Raw genomic sequence first — 19677 nt, 5'->3', positions numbered from 1 at the left:
TTCCCGGCACCGGCCGACGGCAGACCCGCAGCAGCAGAGATCCGACTGCACGAAGGGGAAGCCATGACAGCGACGACCGACGGAAGCACAGGGGCCCCGGGACCCCGCGCAGCCGCGGCCAGCGAACCGACCGACACACCTCCCGCCCCCCCTCCCACGGGAGGTGACACCTTTTCAGCCGCCGAACGCGCGGCGCAGCGCTCGATCGACTTCCTGCTCGCACACCAGGACCCCCAAGGCTGGTGGAAGGGCGACCTCGAGACCAACGTCACGATGGACGCGGAAGATTTGTTGCTGCGTCAATTCCTCGGCATCCAGGACGAGAAGACCACGCACGCCGCCGCCCTCTTCATCCGCGGCGAACAGCGCGACGACGGCACCTGGGCCACCTTCTACGGCGGCCCCGGAGAGCTCTCCACCACGATCGAGGCCTATGTCGCGCTGCGCCTCGCGGGAGACCGGCCCGAGGACCCGCACATGTCCCGCGCCGCCGAATGGATCCGCGCGCACGGCGGCATCTCCGCGAGCCGGGTCTTCACCCGCATCTGGCTCGCGCTCTTCGGCTGGTGGAATTGGGACGACCTGCCCGAGCTGCCGCCCGAACTGATCTATCTGCCCTCGTGGTTCCCGCTCAACATCTACGACTTCGGCTGCTGGGCGCGGCAGACCATCGTGCCGCTCACCATCGTCTCCGCGAAGCGGCCCGTCCGTCCCGCACCCTTCGCGCTCGACGAGCTCCACAAGGACGCACGCCACCCGAACCCGCCCGGGCCCCTTGCCCCGGCGGCCAGTTGGGACGGCATCTTCCAGCGTCTCGACAAGGCGCTGCACCGCTACCACAAGGTCGCCCCGCGCCCGCTGCGCCGCGCGGCCATGAGCAGCGCGGCACGCTGGATCGTCGAGCGTCAGGAGAACGACGGCTGCTGGGGCGGCATCCAGCCGCCCGCGGTCTACTCGATCATCGCTCTGCATCTGCTCGGCTACGACCTCCAACACCCGGTGATGCGGGCTGGCCTGGAGTCGCTGGACCGCTTCGCCGTCTGGCGCGACGACGGGGCCCGGGTGATCGAAGCCTGCCAGTCACCGGTCTGGGACACCTGCCTCGCGACCATCGCGCTCGCCGACGCCGGACTGCCCGCCGACCACCCCGCACTGGTCAGGGCGGCCGACTGGATGCTCGGCGAAGAGATCGTCAAGAAGGGTGACTGGGCCGTGCGCAGGCCCCGGCTCGCCCCCGGCGGCTGGGCGTTCGAGTTCCACAACGACAACTACCCCGACATCGACGACACCGCCGAGGTCATCCTCGCGCTGCGCCGGGTGCGGCATCCCGACCCCTCACACGTCGAGGCCGCGATCGCGCGGGCCGGCAACTGGACGCTCGGGATGCAGTCGAAGAACGGCGCCTGGGGCGCCTTCGACGCCGACAACACCAGCCGATTCCCCAACCGGCTTCCGTTCTGCGACTTCGGCGAGGTGATCGACCCGCCGTCCGCCGACGTCACCGCCCACGTCGTCGAGATGCTCGCCCATGAGGGCAGGTCCCACCACCCCCGTACGCGCAGGGGAGTCGAGTGGCTGCTCGCCGAACAGGAGCCGAACGGAGCCTGGTTCGGACGCTGGGGCGTCAACTACGTCTACGGAACCGGCTCGGTGGTACCGGCCCTGACCGCCGCGGGGCTGCCCACCGCTCACCCCGCGATCCGGCGCGCCGTCCGCTGGCTCGAAGCCGTGCAGAACGACGACGGGGGCTGGGGCGAGGACCTGCGCTCCTACCGGGACGCGTCCGCGATCGGCCACGGCGCCTCCACCGCGTCCCAGACCGCGTGGGCGCTGCTGGCCCTGCTCGCGGCGGGGGAGCGGGACGGCAAGGCGGTCGAGCGGGGTATCGCCCACCTCGCCGAGACGCAGCGCGAGGACGGCTCCTGGGACGAGCCGTACTTCACCGGCACCGGCTTCCCGTGGGACTTCTCCATCAACTACCACCTGTACCGGCAGGTCTTCCCGCTCACGGCCCTCGGCCGCTATGTGCACGGTGAGCCCTTCGCCGGCCGGAACGGGGGCTGAGTGGACGCTCCCACGGAGCCGTCCGGCGCCACCGGACCGTCCGGCTCCAGCGCGCCGCCGCTGCTGATCGCCTGCGCTCTCGGCATCGAGCAGCTCGCCCTGCGCGGCGGCGGGCGCGGCGGCGCGCCGGGCCCGGTGACCGTGCTCCGTACGGGCATGGGCCCCCGTAACGCCCAGCGTGCCGTCGCACACGCCCTCCGCGACGACCGCCGGGCCGGCGCGGCGGTCATCGCGGCCGGCTTCTGCGCAGGACTCGCCCCGGGCATGCACCCCGGTGATCTGGTCGTGGCCGACGAGACCCGCGGCTCCTGGGGCGCCACGCCCTGCACCGGCACGGAGCTGCTCGTCCGCGAGCTGGCGCGGACGGTGCCCGGGCGTACGGTGCACACCGGCCCGCTCACCGGCTCCGACCACGTCGTACGCGGCCACGAGCGCGCCGAGCTGGCCGCCACCGGAGCGATCGCCGTGGACATGGAGTCCGCCGCCACGCTGCACTGCGCCCTGAGCGCGGGACGACGCCCGGTTGCGGCCGTCCGAGTGGTCGTCGACGCTCCTGAGCATGAGCTGGTCCGCATTGGCACGGTGCGCGGTGGAATATCAGCCTTCCGCGTTCTCCGTGCCGTCCTTCCGTCTTTCTACGAATGGCACCGTTCTTTGCTGCTCCCCAGGAGGTGAGCCAGATGGCCATGCCGCTCCGCCAGACCATCAAAATCGGGACCTATCTCTTCGAACAGAAGCTCCGCAGGCGCGAGAAGTTCCCGCTGATCGTGGAGCTGGAGCCGTTGTTCGCGTGCAATCTGAAGTGCGAGGGCTGCGGAAAGATCCAGCACCCGGCGGGAGTCCTGAAGCAGCGCATGCCGGTCGCGCAGGCCGTGGGTGCGGTCCTGGAGTCAGGGGCCCCGATGGTCTCCATCGCGGGCGGCGAGCCACTGATGCACCCTCAGATCGACGAAATCGTGCGCCAGTTGGTGGCGCGGAAGAAGTACGTCTTCCTCTGCACCAACGCCCTGCTGATGCGCAAGAGGATGGACCAGTTCAGTCCGTCGCCCTATTTCGCCTTCGCGGTCCACATCGACGGGCTGCGTGAGCGCCATGACGAGTCGGTCGCCAAGGAGGGCGTGTTCGACGAGGCGGTGGAGGCCATCAAGGAGGCCAAGCAGCGCGGCTTCCGGGTCACCACCAACTCCACCTTCTTCAACACCGACACCCCGCAGACCGTCATCGAGGTGATGAACTACCTCAACGACGACCTCAAGGTCGACGAGATGATGATCTCGCCCGCGTACGCCTACGAGAAGGCGCCCGACCAGGAGCACTTCCTCGGTGTCGAGCAGACCCGCGAACTGTTCAGGAAGGCGTTCGCCGGCGGCAACCGCCGGCGCTGGCGGCTGAACCACTCACCCCTCTTCCTGGACTTCCTGGAGGGCAAGGTCGACTTCCCGTGCACGGCGTGGGCGATCCCGAACTACTCGCTCTTCGGCTGGCAGCGGCCCTGCTACCTGATGAGCGACGGGTATGTGCCCACGTACAAGGAGCTCGTCGAGGACACCGACTGGAGCAAGTACGGCCGCGGCAAGGACCCGCGCTGCGCGAACTGCATGGCGCACTGCGGCTACGAGCCGACGGCCGTGCTCGCCACCATGGGCTCCCTCAAGGAGTCGCTGCGTGCCGCCAGGGGCACGGTGACCGGAAAGAGCGGATGAGGAAGGGCCGGCGGGCGGCTTCCCGTCGCCCGCCGTCGCCGTGAGACGAACAGACCAGAGAGGGGGCCCGAACGTGACCGTTCTGGAGAACATCCGGGGGCCGCGCGATCTCAAGGCGCTGAACGAAGCAGAACTCGACGAGCTGGCCGAGGACATCAGGGAGTTCCTGATCCATGCGGTGGCCAGGACCGGAGGCCATCTGGGGCCCAATCTCGGCGTGGTGGAGCTCTCCATCGCACTCCACCGGGTTTTCGACTCGCCCGTCGACCGCATCCTGTGGGACACCGGGCACCAGAGCTACGTCCACAAGCTCCTCACCGGCCGGCAGGACTTCTCCAAGCTGCGCGGCAAGGGCGGCCTGTCCGGATACCCGTCCCGCGAGGAGTCCGAGCACGACGTCATCGAGAACTCCCACGCCTCCACCGTCCTTGGCTGGGCGGACGGGCTGTCCAAGGCCCATCAGGTCCTCGGCGGCACCGACCACGTCGTCGCGGTCATCGGTGACGGTGCACTGACCGGCGGTATGGCCTGGGAGGCGCTCAACAACATCGCGGACGCCAGGGACCGCCCGCTGATCATCGTGGTCAACGACAACGAGCGTTCCTACGCTCCGACGATCGGCGGCCTCGCCAACCACCTCGCGACCCTTCGCACCACCGACGGCTACGAGCGCTTCCTCGCCTGGGGCAAGGACGTCCTCCAGCACACGCCCGTCGTCGGCCGGCCGCTGTACGAGTCGTTGCACGGCGCGAAGAAGGGCTTCAAGGACGCCTTCGCCCCGCAGGGCATGTTCGAGGACCTGGGGCTGAAGTACGTCGGCCCCATAGACGGCCACGACATCGCGGCCGTCGAGTCGGCGCTGCGCCGGGCCAAACGCTTCCACGGTCCGGTGCTGGTGCACTGCCTGACACAGAAGGGCCGCGGCTACCCGCCGGCCCTGGAGGACGAGGCCGACCGCTTCCACAGCGTGGGCGTGATGGACCCGCTGACCTGCGAGCCGCTGGTGCCCGCGGGCGGCCCGTCCTGGACCTCGGTGTTCGGGGACGAGATCGCCGCGATCGGGGCGGAGCGGCCCGACGTGGTGGCGATCACCGCGGCCATGCTGCACCCGGTCGGGCTGACGAAGTTCGCCGAGCGCTTTCCCGACCGCGTCTGGGACGTCGGAATCGCCGAGCAGCACGGCGCGGTCTCGGCCGCGGGCCTTGCCACCGGCGGCGTGCACCCCGTCTTCGCGGTCTACGCGACGTTCCTCAACCGTGCCTTCGACCAGGTGCTGATGGATGTGGCACTGCACAAGTGCGGTGTCACATTCGTGCTCGACCGGGCCGGTGTCACCGGCACCGACGGCGCGTCCCACAACGGCATGTGGGACATGTCGATCCTCCAGGTCGTCCCCGGCCTGCGGATCGCCGCCCCGCGCGACGCCGACCAGCTGCGGGCCCAGCTCCGCGAGGCCGTCGACGTGACCGACGCGCCGACCGTGCTGCGCTTCCCCAAGGAGGCGGTCGGCGAGCCGGTCCCGGCGCTCGGGCGGGTCGGCGGCATGGACGTCCTGCACCGCAGCGACGACGCCGAGGTACTGATCGTCTCCGTCGGAGCGCTCGCGTCCGTGTGCCTCCAGGCCGCCGATCTGCTGGAGGCCCGCGGACTGCGCTGCACCGTCGTCGACCCGCGCTGGGTCAAGCCCGTCGACGAGCAGCTCGCACCGCTCGCCGAGCGGCATCGCCTGGTCGCGGTCGTCGAGGACAACAGCAGGGCGGGCGGCGTCGGCTCTGCGGTCGGACAGGCGCTGCAGGACGCCGACGTGGACGTACCGCTGCGCACCTTCGGTATCCCCGAGCAGTTCCTCCCGCACGCGAAGCGAGGCGAGGTGCTGGCGGACATCGGGCTGACACCGGTGGAGATCGCCGGACGGATCAGTGCCTCGCTGGCGCGCCGCGCGCAGACCGTCAAGACCGAGGAGTACGGCCCATGAGCAAGGAGTTCGACCTCGGGCAGCTGCTCGCGGAGCGCGGCGGCGAACGGTACGAGCTGCACGCACGGCATCTCAACCACCAGCTGCCGCGGATGCTCCACACCATCGGCTTCGACAAGGTGTACGAGCGCGCCGAGGGCGCACACTTCTGGGACGCCGACGGCAACGACTACCTCGACATGCTCGCCGGCTTCGGAGTCATGGGCCTCGGCCGGCACCACCCGGTCGTCCGAAAGGCGCTGCACGACGTCCTCGACGCCTCGCTCGCCGACCTCACCCGTTTCGACTGCGCACCGCTGCCCGGACTCCTCGCCGAGAAACTCCTGGCCCACAGCCCGCACCTGGACCGGATCTTCTTCGGGAACAGCGGTACGGAGGCGGTCGAGACGGCCCTCAAGTTCGCCCGGTACGCGACCGGGAAGCCCCGGATCCTGTACTGCGCCCACGCCTTCCACGGGCTCACCACCGGCTCGCTCTCGGTCAACGGAGAGGCGGGCTTCCGCGACGGCTTCGCCCCGCTGCTGCCCGACACCGCGATCGGGCTCGGCGATCTCGCCGCACTGGAGCGCGAGCTGAAGCACGGCGATGTGGCGGGCTTCGTCGTGGAGCCCATTCAGGGCAAGGGCGTGCACGAGGCCCCGCCCGGATTCCTCCGCGCGGCCCAGGAGCTGCTGCACCGCCACAAGGCGCTGCTCATCGCCGACGAGGTGCAGACCGGCCTCGGCAGGACCGGCGACTTCTACGCGTACCAGCACGAGGACGGCGTCGAGCCCGATCTGGTGTGTGTCGCGAAGGCGCTCTCGGGCGGCTATGTGCCCGTCGGCGCGACCCTCGGCAAGGACTGGATCTTCAAGAAGGTTTACTCGTCGATGGACCGGGTGCTGGTGCACTCGGCCAGCTTCGGCTCCAACGCGCAGGCGATGGCCGCCGGGCTCGCCGTCCTCTCCGTGATCGAGGACGAGCAGGTGGTCGCCAACGCACGGGCGACCGGGGATCTGCTGCGAACGCGGCTCGCGGCGCTCGTCGACCGCTACGAGCTGCTGCGGGAGGTCCGCGGGCGCGGGCTGATGGTCGGGATCGAGTTCGGCAGGCCGTCGTCCCTGAAGCTGCGCAGCCGCTGGACCATGTTGCAGACTGCCCGCAAGGGACTCTTCGCGCAGATGGTGGTCGTACCGCTGCTGCAGAAGCACCGCATCCTCACCCAGGTCTCCGGCGACCACCTGGAAGTGATCAAGCTCATTCCGCCACTGATCATCGAAGAGGCGGACGTCGACCGTTTCGTCGCGGCCTTCACGGCCGTGATGGACGACGCGCACGGCGGCAATGGGCTGATGTGGGACTTCGGCAAGACGCTCGTGAAGCAGGCCGTCGCCAACCGCTGAGCCTCGCGGGCCGTCCTCGGCGGCGGCGGCCCGCTCCCGGCCGGGCGCTTCGGGCGGCCCGGCTGCCGCCGCCGGCTCCCGCAGCAGGAACGCCGTCCCCGATCCGGCCGCCGCGTCGCGGGCCACGCCCCTCGAGGCGAGGCGTCCGGGCGCGGGCAGCAGCGGCAGCAGCGGGTGGGGCGGGGGCGCACCCGCGCCCCGCCGCCTGAGCGGCGGCGCAAGCGGGCCTCCCAGCCCTTTGCCTAAGGGGTAATGAATTTGCCTTAGAGGAAAATTACTGGCGCAATAGAGGCATGAGCCTTCCCAGCGGACACCAGGCAGGCGGGCCGGCCGGGCAGCCGGCGGACGAGCTGCCCGACGTCGCGCCCCGGCTGCGGGAGCTGCGCCGCCGCCGCGGCCTCACCCTGGAGGCCGCGGCCCAGCGGGCGGGCCTCTCGCCCGCCCATCTCTCCCGGCTGGAGACCGGCAACCGGCAACCGTCGCTGCCCATGCTCCTCGCCCTCGCCAGGGCCTACGGTACGACGGTTTCCGACCTCCTCGGCGAGTCGGCACCGGAGCGCGACGCGATCATCCGGGGCGGCGAGATGGGCCCGGCGGAGGCCGACGGCTGGACGTACCGGCAGGCCGGTGGCCGTGCGCGGGCCATGCAGGCCCTGCGCCTGCGTGTGCCCTACGGGAGCCAGGGCGACCTCGTCCGGGTCCATCCCGGCGAGGAGTGGCTGTACGTGCTCGAAGGCTGGCTGCGGCTCGGCCTCGGCGACACCGTGCACGAGCTCGAACCCGGGGACAGCGCCCATTTCGACTCGCTCACGCCGCACCGGATCGCCGCCGCCACACACGGCGGCGCCGAGCTGCTCTTCGTCCACACCCTGCTGCAGAGCCCCGACCCGCACGCACACCCGCACGCCTGAGGGGACCCGTCAGGCAGGGGAAGACGTCGTCGAGCCGGGAGGCGAACCAGGAGCAGAAGTGCCCCGTCCGGCTGATCGTCCGGCTCTTCGCGTATGTGGTGGCAGGCCACCTCTTCGCGGCCTTCCTCCGTCCGCTGTTCACCGCCGGGGCCGAGTGACCCCGACCGTGGTCGGGAGAGCCGGTCCGGAGACTCGGCCGGGAGACTCAGACCGAGCCGTCCAGCAGCCGCTCGCGCAGGCGCTCGCGCGTCTCGGGCGAGATCCGGAGGCCCTCGGCGAAGTAGCGCTCGGTGCCGCCCCAGGTCTCCTCGATCGTCTCGAGAGCCGCCGCAAGATAGTCGGCCCGGGCATCGAAGAGCGGGCTGAGCAGCTCCATGACCTCGGGCGACATCCCGGCGGGGGAGGTGTCGCTGCGGCGCACCTTGTAGCGGCGGTGGGGGTCGTTGGACTTGAGGTAGTCGGCCTCGACGGCGTCCCGCTCGACGCCCACCGCCAGCAACGAGATGGCGATCGACAGTCCCGCGCGGTCCTTGCCCGCCGCGCAGTGCATCAGTGCCGGGACGCTGTCGTCCGCCAGCGCGTGCAGCACCCCGCTGTGCTCCGCGGTGCGCTCCTTGATGATCATGCGGTAGGAGGCGGACATCCGGTCGGCCGCCTTGCCGTCGGCGAGGATCGACCTGAGCTGTTCGAGGTCGCCGTCGCGGACCATCTTCCAGAACTCGGCGCCGTCGGCAGGGTCGCTGAGCGGGATGTTGACATTCCGCACGCCGGGCAGCTCGACGTCGAGGCCCTCCAGCTTGTGGTCCGCAGCGTTCCGGAAGTCGAAGATCGTGTGGAGCCCGAGCGAGGCGAGGAAGGTGGCGTCGCTCTCGGTGGCGTGCGCGAGGTGACCGCTCCGGAAGAGCCGTCCGTACTGCACGCGTCGCCCGTCCACGGTAGGCAGTCCGCCCACGTCCCTGAAGTTGCGCACGCCTGCGAGCTCGGGTTCGGTCGACGGGGTCTGGGGCAGCTGCTGCGTCACGGGGGCTCCTCCGTGTCTGCGGTCGGCACTGCTCGCCGACGATGGCGCGCTCCCGACCCTACGACATCGATTCCTCAGGCAATCATCTTGGTTGCGGCGCCAAGAGCGTTGCCTCCAGGGACGGTTCCCGCTGATGATGTGTGGGTCTGTGCAGATCTGGGGGGTTGCGGTGATCCAGTCGGTCGGTGAGGGGCGCATCTGGCTTCTGTCCGGGCGTACGTGCAGCTACGCGCTGCACGTCACCGACCGCGGCGAGCTGCTGCATCTGCACTGGGGACCCCGCAGCCCGAATGTGCGGCTCAATGGCGGAATCAGCTCCCTGCGGTTCCGTTTCGTCAACGCGATGGCCGGGGTGCTGGGCGTCGGCGGCGACCTCGCGCGGTGGAGTAGGAGTAGAGGACGAGCTGACCGAGGCCCGCGGCTGGGTGGACCCCTAGTAAGGCTGGGTGGACCCCTCTGAGAAGATCAGGCCGGTCGTGCAGCACGGCGAGCTCCACCGGCTGCGCCCGCCGGAGGGCGGGCTGAGCGCTGTGCAGTACGTGCGCGGCGACGAGGTCGTCGTCCTGGCCTGGCTCGAGGCGCAGAGCCACGGGGAGCGGCCGCCCGCGCTCAGGCTGCGCGGGCTCGACCCGGCGGCGGCTCACGAGTGTCTGGACACGCAGACCGTCCACCGGGGTGCGGTGCTGCTGCATCACGGAAAGGACACGGGGCTGCGCGGTGACCGCGACGCTGTGGTGCTCCGGCTGAGCCGCAGATCCGGCCGGATCTGACCCTTCCGCCCTTACGGGTGCATCGAGTGGGATGCCTACTCAATGTGGCTTCTGTCCGTATTGAGGCCTTTGGTGGAACACGCCCCGGTTGTAAGGGGGATGGGCCTCGTTGCGTGAGCGGGATCATATTCGTGACGTTCTGTTGTCGTGTCCCGCAATCAATTGCCTTTGTCCGCAAGGCAATCAGAGATCCGTAATCGACGGAGGGTGACCGGGAATTCCCTGTTGTCGGAACCCGGGTGAATGCCGGGTTAATGAGATGGCTTGTTCCCGTCGACCGGCTCCCTTAAGTTCGCCGCAATCCGGTCGGACCGCCTAATCCTGCCGCCGACCGGAATACGCACCCACCCCCCACGCGTGGCAGGAGCGGGGGACCCAGGTAGAACGCCGACCGGAGTTCCGGACGGCTAGGGGTCAAGCCGCACACCTCGCGGCCGGGCGTCTCCAGCCCGCACCCGACAGCTCACCTCGTAGGCGCCGGAGAGGAATTCGCCATGCCCAAGGGCAAGCATCGTCGTCCGAGGACCAACCCCATCTCGCGCGGATTCGTCGCCGCGGGCACGGGTGGTGCCGCCATCGCACTCCCCCTGATCGGCGCCGCGGGTGCGCACGCCGCGGACACGTCCGCGCCCACCGTCGCCCCCGAGCGCGTCGCCACCATCGCCCACAAGGCCGCCGCCCCCCAGGCGGCCCAGACGGGGAAGGCGGCCAAGACCTACACGGTCGTGTCCGGTGACTACCTGTCGAAGATCGCCGTGGAGCAGGACGTCCGGGGCGGCTGGAAGAAGCTGTACGCGGACAACCGCGAGACCGTCGGCGAGAACCCGTCGCTCATCCACCCGGGTCTCAAGCTCACGCTCGGCGTCAAGGCCCAGGCGAAGGCTCCGGCCGAGGCCCCCGGCAACGAGAAGGCGAAGGCGAAGGCGTCGAAGGCCGAGGCGCCCGCCAAGGCCGACGCGCGGGCCGAGGCTCCGGCGAAGGCCGAGCGCTCGCAGGCGCGCGCCGAATCCGGATCCGATGCCGCCCAGGCCCCCGCCGCTGCCGCTGCCGCCGCCCCTGCCCCCGCCGCGCAGAGCAACTTCTCCGGCTACTTCGCCCCGGTCGACGCGAGCATGACCACCGCCTACCGCACCGCCGGAGCCATGTGGTCCAGCGGCTACCACACCGGTGTCGACTTCGCAGCCCCCACCGGCACCTCCGTCAAGTCGGTCGGCCCCGGCACCGTCGTCTCGGCCGGCTGGGCCGGCGCGTACGGCAACCAGGTCGTCATCCGGCACGACGACGGCACGTACTCGCAGTACGCCCACCTCTCCCAGCTCTCCATCTCGTCCGGCGAGAGCGTCACCGGCGGGCAGCAGATCGGCCTCTCCGGCTCCACCGGCAACTCCACCGGTCCGCACCTGCACTTCGAGATCCGCACCACCCCGGACTACGGCTCGGACATGGACCCGCTCGCCTACCTGCGCCAGTACGGCGTCTCGATCTGAACCTGACGTAACGTCAGCAGTGTCCGCCGCCCTCCGACCTGACCCGGAGGGCGGCGGGCGTGCATGTGGCCGTATTCCCGCCGAGCGGAAAACTGACCAGGTGGTCTATCTCACGCCCCGTCAACACCTCCCTACGGTGGCGTAGGTCACTTAGCGCCGTGAATGATGTCTCGACGTGGCAGACGATTCGAGATCAACGGAAAACAGAACATTCGGGTCGTACGCGGCGATCGGTGACAGCTTCACCGAGGGCGTCGGGGACCCCGGACCCGAGGGTCAGTTCATGGGCTGGGCGGATCGCTTGGCGGTCCTGCTCGACGACCGCGCACCGGAGCACGCCTTCCGCTACGCCAATCTCGCCGTGCGCGGCCGCCTTCTCGATCAGATCGTGGCGGAACAGGTCCCGCGCGCGAGGGAACTCGCCCCCGACCTGGTGACGTTCTGCGCGGGCGGCAACGACATCATCCGGCCCGGCACCGACCCCGACGACGTCGCCGAGCGCTTCGAACGAGCCGTCGCCGACCTCACCTCGGCCGTCGGCACCGTCATGGTGACCACCGGCTTCGACACCCGCGGTGTGCCCGTGCTACGCCATCTGCGCGGCAAGATCGCCACGTACACCGCGCACGTCCGCGCCATCGCCGACCGCTACGACTGCCCGGTCCTCGACCTCTGGTCGCTCAGGTCCGTCCAGGACAGGCGCGCCTGGGACGACGACCGGCTGCATCTCTCCCCCGAGGGACACACGCGCGTGGCGCTCCGCGCCGCCCAGGTCCTCGGGTTCTCCGTCCCCGTCGACCCGGATCAGCCATGGCCCTCGCTGCCGCCGCGCGGCACGCTCGAGGTCCGGCGCGACGACATCCACTGGGCGCGCGAGTACCTCGTCCCGTGGATCGGCAGGCGGCTGCGGGGCGAGTCCTCCGGTGATCACGTGGAGCCGAAGCGTCCGGATCTGCTTCCACTGTCAACTTGACCCGGCCCTGAAAGGGACCGGGCTTGGAGGTAGTGCCCAACTGGCTGCTGGGTGGGCTCCTCCGTCCACTCGCCGACAGCGCGGCAGCCTGGTCGGCCTCCGGCATCAGCTTCACCTGCGTCACGAGCTTCACGAGCGCGATCGTATCCATCCATGTCCCCGCGCTGGGGGGGCAAACCCCTATGTCCGCAGGGGCCGTACGGTCGTCTACACCCATCGAGAACCAGAAGCGTCCCGGCCAAGGTCGACGGCGCGGGCCGTTCACCGACGGGATCCTTCGACGCTGCGAAGAGATCATGCGCGACCGGGGGGAATCGCTAGATCATGCGCACCGCGAAGGAGGGTGTCGCCTGGACCTTCGGGCTCGACGCGTCGGTGTACGAACTGCTGCGTCAGACCTGAGCCGCGGCCAGTTCCTCGGGGCGGATCAGCGCCGAGCTGCCCCGGCCCGTACAGGCGTGGGCCCCGGCCACCGCGCCCAGCCGGGCACAGTCCGCAGCGGGACGGCCGGCCAGCCGCCCGTAGAGGAAGCCGCACACATACGCGTCCCCGGCGCCGTTGGAGTCCACCACCGGCGCGGGCGGCGCCACGGCCGGGACCGGACGTGGTGTGCGGCCGCCCTCGCGGGTCATCACATACGAGCCGCCGGCTCCGGCCGTCGCGACCACGGTGTCCGCCCGCCCTTCGCGCAGGATCTCCCGCATCACCGACGCGATCCGCTCACCGGCCCCCGCCGCGCTGAGGAAGACCACGTCGGAGCGGAGTGCGAACTCCTTGTGGTAGTCGTCCACTCCGTCCCAGTCGTGGAGGTCGGTGGAGACGGGAACACCGAGTTCGGCGATGTCGTCGTAGAGAAAACGGGCGAAGTTCATGATCGACAGATGTACGTGCCGGGCCCGTCGCAGATGCGGCAGGTAGAAGTCGCGCGGCATACGCAGATCCACGGCGTCACGCGCGTCGTAGAAGGACATCCTGCGGCCCGCCGAGTCGACCAGGTTCACCGCACGTCGCGTACCGGCGGGAGAGACCAGGTGCGCGAAGTCCACACCGCCCTCCGCGAGTCGTTCGCGGACCTGCAGGCCCGGTGCGTCGTCTCCGATGAAGTCCAGGAATCTGACGTCGAGTCCGAGGGAGCGGCAGCCGAGGGCCACGTTCCCTCCCGTGTGCCCCGGCCACTCCGTGATCGGGGGTACCCCGACCGAGTCCGCGAGCGGGACCGGCAGCGAGTCGACGCGGACGACCGTGTCGACCCCGCTGCCGCCGATCACCAGGACGTCAAGTTCCGGCCGGTCCTCGTGTTGCGCGGACACCGCTTCCCCTCCCATGAGCCTTCGGTGCGCTACGCACTCTGTCGTGTCAGCGCTTGGCGGTCGAGCCCCAGTTCACGGGCGAGGGCCTCGTCCGTCCACTCCAGCATCGCGGCGCGGCTGAGCGACCCCGCGTACGACGTCATCTGCACCGCGAGACCGTCCAGCAGAGCCGTCAGCCGCCACGCCGCAGACCCAGGGTCGGCGCAGCGGAACTCGCCGGCGGTCGCGCCCTCCGCGATGACCGCGGTCAGCTCGGCCTTCCACTGCTGGTCGAGATCGCGAGCCACTTCGCGCAGGGCCGGTTCGCGCAGCGACGCCGCCCAGCCCTCGATCCACAGGCGCCAGCCTTTCGCCTGACCCGTCGGGGCGTACCAGCGGACGGCGGCGCGCAGACGGCGTACCGCGGATGTCCGACGACCGAGGATCTTGCGCAGATGGGCCAGGTCGCCCTCCGCGGCATAGCCGAAGGCGGCGGCGACGAGCCGCTCCTTGGTCGAGAAGTGGTACAGCACCAGGGCGTTGCTCACCCCGAGTGCGGAGGCGACATCGGCGATCCGCACGGCGGCCACGCCCCGCGCCTCGATCTGCTCCACGGCGGCCCGCAGCAGCTCTTCCTGTCGCTCCGCCACGCTCAACCGGACTCTCGTCACCCGGTCACCCTACACACGGGTGTGCGAGCTCCATGAGCCGTCGGTCGGTCCCACGGCCCGCCACCACCGCCAGGCCGACGGGCAGTCCCGCCACCGAGATCCGGGGCAGCACGAGGCACGGGAGCCCTGCCGCGCTCACCGGACACGTGAGGCGGAAGGAGGCGTCGCGGAGGGCGGCGGCGGTCGCCGGCCTACCTGTACCAGCCGAAGCGTTCCGCGATCACCGGCAGCCGGTCGGCGACGATTGCGTGCGCGGCGGAGCGCGGCGTCGTGCCGTCGGCCTGGGCGCGTGCGAGCATCTGGCCGACCAGGGCGCGCATCGAGCGGCGCGTGTACGCGAACGCCTCCTCCGCGTCGGCACCGATGTCGCCGAAGAGCGTCCACCACCACCAGGCGTTGGTACCGGAGTTCACGACGACGTCCGGCAGGACGGTGATCCCGCGCCGGGCGAGCAGCTCCTCCGCGTCGGGCAGGACCGGCATGTTGGCCGCTTCGACGATCCAACGCGCAGTGATCAGCGCCTGGTTGGCGGTGTCGACGGCGTACGAGACGGCGGCCGGGATCAGCACCTCCGTCTCGGCGGACAGCCAGGCGTCGGCGGGCAGTTCGGTGTCGCCGGGGCGCAGCGCCGAGCGGTCCACCGTTCCGTAGGCGTCGCGCGCGGCCAGCAGCTTCTCGATGTCGAGGCCGTCAGGGTTGGCGATCGTCCCCTTGATGTCGGCCACGGCGACGATCCGCAGGCCCGCGCGGGACAGGAAGCGTGCCGTCGCCCCACCCATGGTGCCGAGGCCCTGGACGGAGACCCGGACGCCCGCGCGGTCCTCGCCCGCCAGGTCGAGTGCCGTGAGCACCGACTCGGCGACACCGCAGCCGCCGACCAGCTCGTCGAGGCCGATGCCGTCGACCTCGACGGCGAAGGCGTCGGCGAGCCGCTGCCGTGCCGCCGCCTCGTCGTCGAGCAGCGGATAGACGGCCTGCACGGATGAGACGAGGCCGGCCTCTGCGGCCGCCTTGTCGACGAGGTCCTGCGTGAGGCCGAGGTCCTCGCCGGTGGTCCAGACGCTCTCGATGTACGGGCGCATGGCCCGCAGATAGCGCACGAGGACGCCGTACGCCTCCGGGTCCTGCGGATCGCAGTCGATGCCGCCCTTCGCGCCGCCGAGCGGGATGTACCGCACCGTCGGATCGTCGGCCTTGTAGTGCAGGGCCTCCTTCATCGTCATGCCCCGCGCGAGCCCGGCCACCTCGTCGAGCGTGCAGCCTGCACGCATCCGCAGCCCGCCGCTGGACACTCCGCGGACGAGGCGGTCGACCACCAGATGGCCCTGGCGGCCGGTGACGTGGTCCGTCCAGGTGAGCGAGATCAGGGGACGGGCCATCGAGAGGGCCTCCAGGGTGGACACGGTGCCTCCAGACACGACGACGAACTGAACCGTCGGTCAGTATCCGAAGGCGGGTGCAGCCGTGTCAACGCGGACGGCTCCGGAGGGCTGGGGGACCACGGCGACATGCCTCAGTGCCGCCGGATCGCCCGGATCGCCCGGACGAGGCGGCGGATGGCGATTGCGGCACCTCGCGGTGGTCCTCGAATCCCAGGCTGGTCAGACCGAGCGCCGCATTGATTCGTGAGCGCAGATCCTCCACCGCCACCATCGCGGTCAGCTCCAGATACGCGGCCTCGCCGAGCGCCCGGAGCAGCCGCTGGGCCAGTTCGTCCGTGACTTCAGGCGGGTTCGCGGTCATCGCCTCCGCGTATTCCAAGAAGTCCCGCTCGAGCGACGTGTACGCGTCACTTTCACGCCATACAGGCACGTCCTGCAGCTTGCGGGCGTCGATCCCCTCCGGCCGGCTCGCCCGGTAGCCGAAGTCCATGCACCAGCTGCAGCCGATCGAGGCAGCCGTGGCCACATCTCGGTCAGTGCCCTGAGGACCGGGTCAAGGGCGTTCCCACTTGGACACGGCCTGCTCGAAGCGGAGGTCGGCGCGCAGGGCGCGCATGTTGTGGCCGAGCGCCTTCACGGTGTCGAGGACCTCCTGGTACGCGGGCTTCGAGCACCACGCGTCAACGCGGTGGAAGAGGGTGCGGGGCGGGGCGAGCGGAATACGGGCCACGACGGGCTCCTCCCGTGTCGCGTCTCGTTCTGACACGCGTACGACGGGCCGCACAGATCCGATGTGACATGGCACTGTGCCACGTGACATGGCACAGCTCGATGTGACATTGCGACGTCCCTGGGCCCGGTTTCCGGGAGTCTCGTGGAACAACTCACATCACTTTTCCGTTCCCGCACTGGCGTAACCGACGCCCATAATGGAAGACCCCGCACCTCCAGGAGGCCTTGTGACCGGCGCTGCTTCCCCGCATTCGCTGCGCTCCACGCTGCGGTCGCTGCGACCCGCCGCCTTCGGGGCCGACCCTGCAGGGGAGCGCATGGAGCGGATCCGCCGCTCGCCGAATTTCGCCGACGGGGTGTTCCGGAACCCGGTCGGGGCCAGGACGAGGCCGTCCGGCTCCACCCTCGAGTTCGCCAAGATCTACTTCCAGAAGGAGGCGCGCAGGCTCCGCACGCCTGAGGCGCCCGTACCCCTGCACACCACCACCCTGTCCGACCTGGCCGAGCCGCCGGTCTCCGGGCTGCGGCTCACCTGGATGGGTCATTCGAGCGTCCTCGCCGAGATCGACGGCCGACGGGTGCTGTTCGACCCGGTCTGGGGCTCTCGCTGCTCGCCCTTCGCCTTCGCCGGGCCCAAGCGCCTGCACCCCGTTCCCGCGCCGCTCGCCTCGCTCGGCCCGGTCGATGTCGTCGTGATCTCCCACGACCACTACGACCACCTCGACCTGTCCACGATCCGCGCGCTGGCGGCCACGGACACCCTGTTCGTGGTGCCGCTCGGCGTCGGCGCCCACTTGGAGCGCTGGGGCGTCTCCGAGGGCCGGCTGCGCGAGCTGGACTGGACCGAGTCGACGGAGGTGGCCGGGCTGCGGCTGACCGCCACCCCGGCACGCCACTTCTGCGGCCGCGGCCTGCGCAACCAGCAGCACACGCTCTGGGCGTCCTGGGTCGTCGAGGGCCCCTCCGGACACCGGGTCTACCACAGCGGGGACACCGGTTACTTCCCTGGTTTCAAGGAGATCGGCGCCGAGCACGGCCCCTTCGACGCGACCATGATCCAGATCGGTGCCTACAGCGAGTACTGGCCCGACATCCACATGACCCCGGCCGAGGGCATGCGTGCCCACCTCGACCTCCAGGGCAGCGAGCCGGCCGGAGTGATGCTGCCGATCCACTGGGCCACGTTCAACCTCGCGTTCCACCCGTGGGCGGAGCCCGGGGAGGGCACGCTCACCGCGGCGGCCGATGCGGGGGCGCGCGTGGCGCTGCCGCTGCCGGGCGAGCCCTTCGAGCCCACCTCCGACGACATCCCGGCGGCGCCTTGGTGGCGGGCCGTCGCACCCGCCCCGGCCGCCGCCCCCACGTCCGCGGCCGTACGACCCGACGCGGCCGGTGCGGCCCCAGGTGCGCGTGCGGCATCCGACGCCGGCGCGATCGCCGACGCCGCCGTCCGGGGCACGAGTCCCGGCAGCGGTGCGGGAGCCCCCGAGACGGCCCCGACCGCCTAGCCGGGCCTCTGACACCGCCTGGGCCGAGCTTTCGAGACCGCCTGGGCGCGGTTCCGGCCGCCCGAAGGCCCTTTCCGGCCGGTGTCGCCTGTCCCGTCGGTCCTGCGTGGCCCGGCATGCACCCTGATCCGGCCTGATCCTGCCTGGTTCTCGGCCGATTCGAGCCGGACTCGGCCTGCCCAGCCGGATCGCGCCCGGCCGCGGGCCGTCTTCGCGGGCCGTATTGCCAGACATATTCGCGCTGCCGTACGAGCCCTCATACCAGAGCGGGTTGCTCTTGGGGCAAGTTTGTCAACTGCCCACCGGACGTGAACGATTGACGACTACCCTGTGTGGTCGGTGATCAACGGTGGGCTCAACCAGTCCTGGCGTCGCCCCGCCGCTGAGCCGAAGCTGAACAGCCGCAGTACGCCGATGAGTACGCCGATCGGTGCTCCGATTCCTGGGCCACGTACCAAGGACGCTGATGTCTCAACTTCGCGCACCCGCCGCGCGGCCGGACCGCCGCGAGGGCGGACGGCACGGCCGGTCAGGCTCCCGATCGTCCTCCGCCTCGGGCAGGCCGCAGACCACGCCGCCGTCGCCGGAATCCCGCATACGCCCACAACTGCTGCGCACCGCGATCCTGCCGGTCGTCGTCGTCTCGCTGAGCGGTGCCGCAGCGGTGCTCTTCACCATCCGTTCCACCGAGGCACGGCCGTCGGCCGCCCTGTGGGTCGCACTCGCCGGCTCCGCGGCCCTCGCCGTCGCGGCCGTGGTGGCGGCGGCGATGGGCGCCGACCGTGTCGCGAGATCGGTGCTCGACCGCTGTCACGCTCTGCGCCGCTCCAGCGCGCGCAACCAGGCGGAACTGCGCGTCGTGGTGGAGGGCTTGCGGCGCGGCGAACGCCCGCAGGCCCGCCACGAGGGTCCGCCCGCGGCCCCTGCAGGTGATGAATTCGACCTGCTCGCCCATGAGTTGTCGCGGTCCTACGACGCCGCTGTGGCCGCGGTCGTCCAGGCGTCCCGGCTCTCCAGCAGCGTCGGCAACGAGCAGAAGGTCGAAGTCTTCGTCAATCTGGCCCGTCGGCTGCAGTCGCTCGTGCACCGCGAGATCCAGCTGCTCGACGAGCTGGAGAACGAGGTCGAGGACCCCGAGCTGCTCAAGGGGCTCTTCCACGTCGACCACCTCGCCACCCGCATCCGCCGGCACGCCGAGAACCTGGCGGTGCTCGGCGGCGCCATCTCCCGCCGCCAGTGGTCCAACCCGGTCACCATGACCGAGGTGCTGCGCTCCTCGATCGCGGAGGTCGAGCAGTATCCGCGGGTCAAGCTCGTGCCGCCGATCGACGGCAACCTGCGCGGGCACGCCGTCGCCGACGTCATCCATCTGCTGGCCGAACTCGTCGAGAACGCCACCCTGTTCTCCGCCCCGCACACACAGGTCCTGCTGCGCGCCTCGCGCGTCACGGCGGGTCTCGCCATCGAGGTGGAGGACCGGGGCCTGGGCATGCCGGTCACCGAGCAGAACAAGATGAACGCCCTGCTCGCCGACCCCGACCAGGTCAATGTGGCCCATCTCCTGCAGGACGGCCGCATCGGCCTGTTCGTGGTCTCGGCCCTCGCCCGCAGGCACGGCATCGCGGTCCGCCTCCAGTCCAACATCTACGGCGGCATCCAGGCCGTACTCGTCCTGCCGCAAGGGTTGCTCGGAGTCGATCCGGGCACGCCCGGCACGGAACAGGCCACAGGAGGGCGACGCCCGCCGCGCCGCACGCCCGTACGGCCGGGCGAACCGGCGATGCGCGGCCACCCGGCACGCGCCGTGAC

Annotated in this window: 17 protein-coding genes, 1 pseudogene and 1 riboswitch; of the genes and pseudogenes, 12 read left to right on the top strand and 6 right to left on the bottom strand. The window is 70.7% G+C overall.

The genetic code is table 11. The features are described 5' to 3' along the window. The first annotated feature begins 63 nt into the window (after positions 1 to 63). From shc to ABT078_RS39175, 7 genes are all read left to right on the top strand, one after another. Entirely contained in the window at positions 64 to 2064 is a 2001-nt protein-coding gene (shc, locus tag ABT078_RS39205) for a squalene--hopene cyclase (RefSeq protein ID WP_351236648.1), read from the top strand. Then, positions 2065 to 2739, top strand: a complete 675-nt coding sequence (locus ABT078_RS39200) for a phosphorylase family protein (RefSeq protein ID WP_351236646.1) — start codon at positions 2065 to 2067, stop codon at positions 2737 to 2739. A gap of 5 nt (positions 2740 to 2744) precedes the next feature. After that, positions 2745 to 3767 (top strand): adenosyl-hopene transferase HpnH, encoded by a 1023-nt coding sequence (gene hpnH, locus ABT078_RS39195; protein ID WP_351236644.1) that lies wholly within the window; start codon positions 2745 to 2747, stop codon positions 3765 to 3767. Between the two features lie 73 nt (positions 3768 to 3840). Further along, positions 3841 to 5742, top strand: coding sequence for a 1-deoxy-D-xylulose-5-phosphate synthase (gene dxs, locus ABT078_RS39190; RefSeq protein ID WP_351236641.1), 1902 nt, complete (start codon positions 3841 to 3843; stop codon positions 5740 to 5742). Further along, entirely contained in the window at positions 5739 to 7124 is a 1386-nt protein-coding gene (locus ABT078_RS39185) for an aspartate aminotransferase family protein (RefSeq protein ID WP_351236639.1), read from the top strand. Before dxs ends, ABT078_RS39185 begins: the two co-directional genes overlap by 4 nt. Before the next feature lie 293 nt (positions 7125 to 7417). Beyond that, positions 7418 to 8035: a helix-turn-helix domain-containing protein gene (locus ABT078_RS39180; RefSeq protein WP_351236637.1), complete on the top strand. Its 618-nt coding sequence runs from the start codon at positions 7418 to 7420 to the stop codon at positions 8033 to 8035. Next, positions 8032 to 8193: a DUF6126 family protein gene (locus ABT078_RS39175; protein ID WP_351236664.1), complete on the top strand. Its 162-nt coding sequence runs from the start codon at positions 8032 to 8034 to the stop codon at positions 8191 to 8193. Before ABT078_RS39180 ends, ABT078_RS39175 begins: the two co-directional genes overlap by 4 nt. 47 nt (positions 8194 to 8240) lie before the next feature. Here the strand turns inward: ABT078_RS39175 and ABT078_RS39170 are convergent, their stop codons facing one another. Beyond that, the gene (locus ABT078_RS39170; RefSeq protein ID WP_351236635.1) at positions 8241 to 9056 is read right to left on the bottom strand and encodes a tyrosine-protein phosphatase; all 816 of its coding nucleotides are present in this window, start codon (positions 9054 to 9056) and stop codon (positions 8241 to 8243) included. 271 nt (positions 9057 to 9327) lie between these two features. On the opposite strand from ABT078_RS39170, the pseudogene ABT078_RS39165 reads away from it, so the two are divergent. The 3 genes and pseudogenes from ABT078_RS39165 to ABT078_RS39155 all read left to right on the top strand — a co-directional run. After that, a pseudogene (locus ABT078_RS39165) lies at positions 9328 to 9826 on the top strand (GH36 C-terminal domain-containing protein); the annotation flags it as partial. 331 nt (positions 9827 to 10157) lie between these two features. Next, positions 10158 to 10316: riboswitch (cyclic di-AMP (ydaO/yuaA leader) on the top strand. Positions 10317 to 10320: 4 nt separating this feature from the next. Then, positions 10321 to 11313, top strand: coding sequence for a M23 family metallopeptidase (locus ABT078_RS39160; protein ID WP_351236633.1), 993 nt, complete (start codon positions 10321 to 10323; stop codon positions 11311 to 11313). A gap of 175 nt (positions 11314 to 11488) precedes the next feature. Then, complete coding sequence (locus ABT078_RS39155) at positions 11489 to 12286, top strand: SGNH/GDSL hydrolase family protein (RefSeq protein ID WP_351236631.1); 798 nt, start codon at positions 11489 to 11491, stop codon at positions 12284 to 12286. 392 nt (positions 12287 to 12678) lie between these two features. On the opposite strand, the gene ABT078_RS39150 is transcribed toward ABT078_RS39155, so the two are convergent. From ABT078_RS39150 to ABT078_RS39130, 5 genes are all read right to left on the bottom strand, one after another. After that, positions 12679 to 13596: a carbohydrate kinase family protein gene (locus ABT078_RS39150; RefSeq protein ID WP_502981526.1), complete on the bottom strand. Its 918-nt coding sequence runs from the start codon at positions 13594 to 13596 to the stop codon at positions 12679 to 12681. Between the two features lie 29 nt (positions 13597 to 13625). Then, a complete protein-coding gene (locus ABT078_RS39145) occupies positions 13626 to 14246 on the bottom strand; it encodes a TetR/AcrR family transcriptional regulator (protein WP_351236627.1) in 621 nt (206 codons plus the stop codon). A gap of 191 nt (positions 14247 to 14437) precedes the next feature. Then, positions 14438 to 15625 carry a Glu/Leu/Phe/Val dehydrogenase dimerization domain-containing protein gene (locus tag ABT078_RS39140; RefSeq protein WP_351236662.1) on the bottom strand — a complete coding sequence of 396 codons (1188 nt, stop codon included), beginning with the start codon at positions 15623 to 15625 and terminating at the stop codon, positions 14438 to 14440. A gap of 88 nt (positions 15626 to 15713) precedes the next feature. Continuing rightward, the gene (locus tag ABT078_RS39135) at positions 15714 to 16154 is read right to left on the bottom strand and encodes a carboxymuconolactone decarboxylase family protein (RefSeq protein ID WP_351236625.1); all 441 of its coding nucleotides are present in this window, start codon (positions 16152 to 16154) and stop codon (positions 15714 to 15716) included. A 27-nt stretch (positions 16155 to 16181) separates the two neighbouring features. After that, positions 16182 to 16358: a hypothetical protein gene (locus ABT078_RS39130; protein ID WP_351236623.1), complete on the bottom strand. Its 177-nt coding sequence runs from the start codon at positions 16356 to 16358 to the stop codon at positions 16182 to 16184. Between the two features lie 229 nt (positions 16359 to 16587). Here ABT078_RS39130 and ABT078_RS39125 point away from each other — a divergent pair, with 229 nt between their 5' ends. Further along, positions 16588 to 17868: an MBL fold metallo-hydrolase gene (locus ABT078_RS39125; protein WP_351236621.1), complete on the top strand. Its 1281-nt coding sequence runs from the start codon at positions 16588 to 16590 to the stop codon at positions 17866 to 17868. 466 nt (positions 17869 to 18334) lie between these two features. Next, positions 18335 to 19677, top strand: a 1343-nt coding sequence (locus ABT078_RS39120) for a sensor histidine kinase (protein WP_351236619.1), incomplete at its 3' end; no start/stop codon positions are given.

Origin of the sequence: Streptomyces sp. NPDC002133, from assembly GCF_040296405.1 — a bacterium.
Classification (GTDB): Bacteria; Actinomycetota; Actinomycetes; order Streptomycetales; family Streptomycetaceae; genus Streptomyces.
Note: the sequence above shows the minus strand (reverse complement) of the source record. Positions and strands in the feature narration are given on the sequence as shown.

Coding starts and splice junctions, on each gene's coding strand:
- shc (WP_351236648.1), top strand. CDS start 64: ATGACAGCGACGACCGACGGAAGCACAGGGGCCCCGGGACCCCGCGCA.
- hpnH (WP_351236644.1), top strand. CDS start 2,745: ATGGCCATGCCGCTCCGCCAGACCATCAAAATCGGGACCTATCTCTTC.
- ABT078_RS39185 (WP_351236639.1), top strand. CDS start 5,739: ATGAGCAAGGAGTTCGACCTCGGGCAGCTGCTCGCGGAGCGCGGCGGC.
- ABT078_RS39180 (WP_351236637.1), top strand. CDS start 7,418: ATGAGCCTTCCCAGCGGACACCAGGCAGGCGGGCCGGCCGGGCAGCCG.
- ABT078_RS39160 (WP_351236633.1), top strand. CDS start 10,321: ATGCCCAAGGGCAAGCATCGTCGTCCGAGGACCAACCCCATCTCGCGC.
- ABT078_RS39140 (WP_351236662.1), bottom strand. CDS start 15,625: ATGGCCCGTCCCCTGATCTCGCTCACCTGGACGGACCACGTCACCGGC.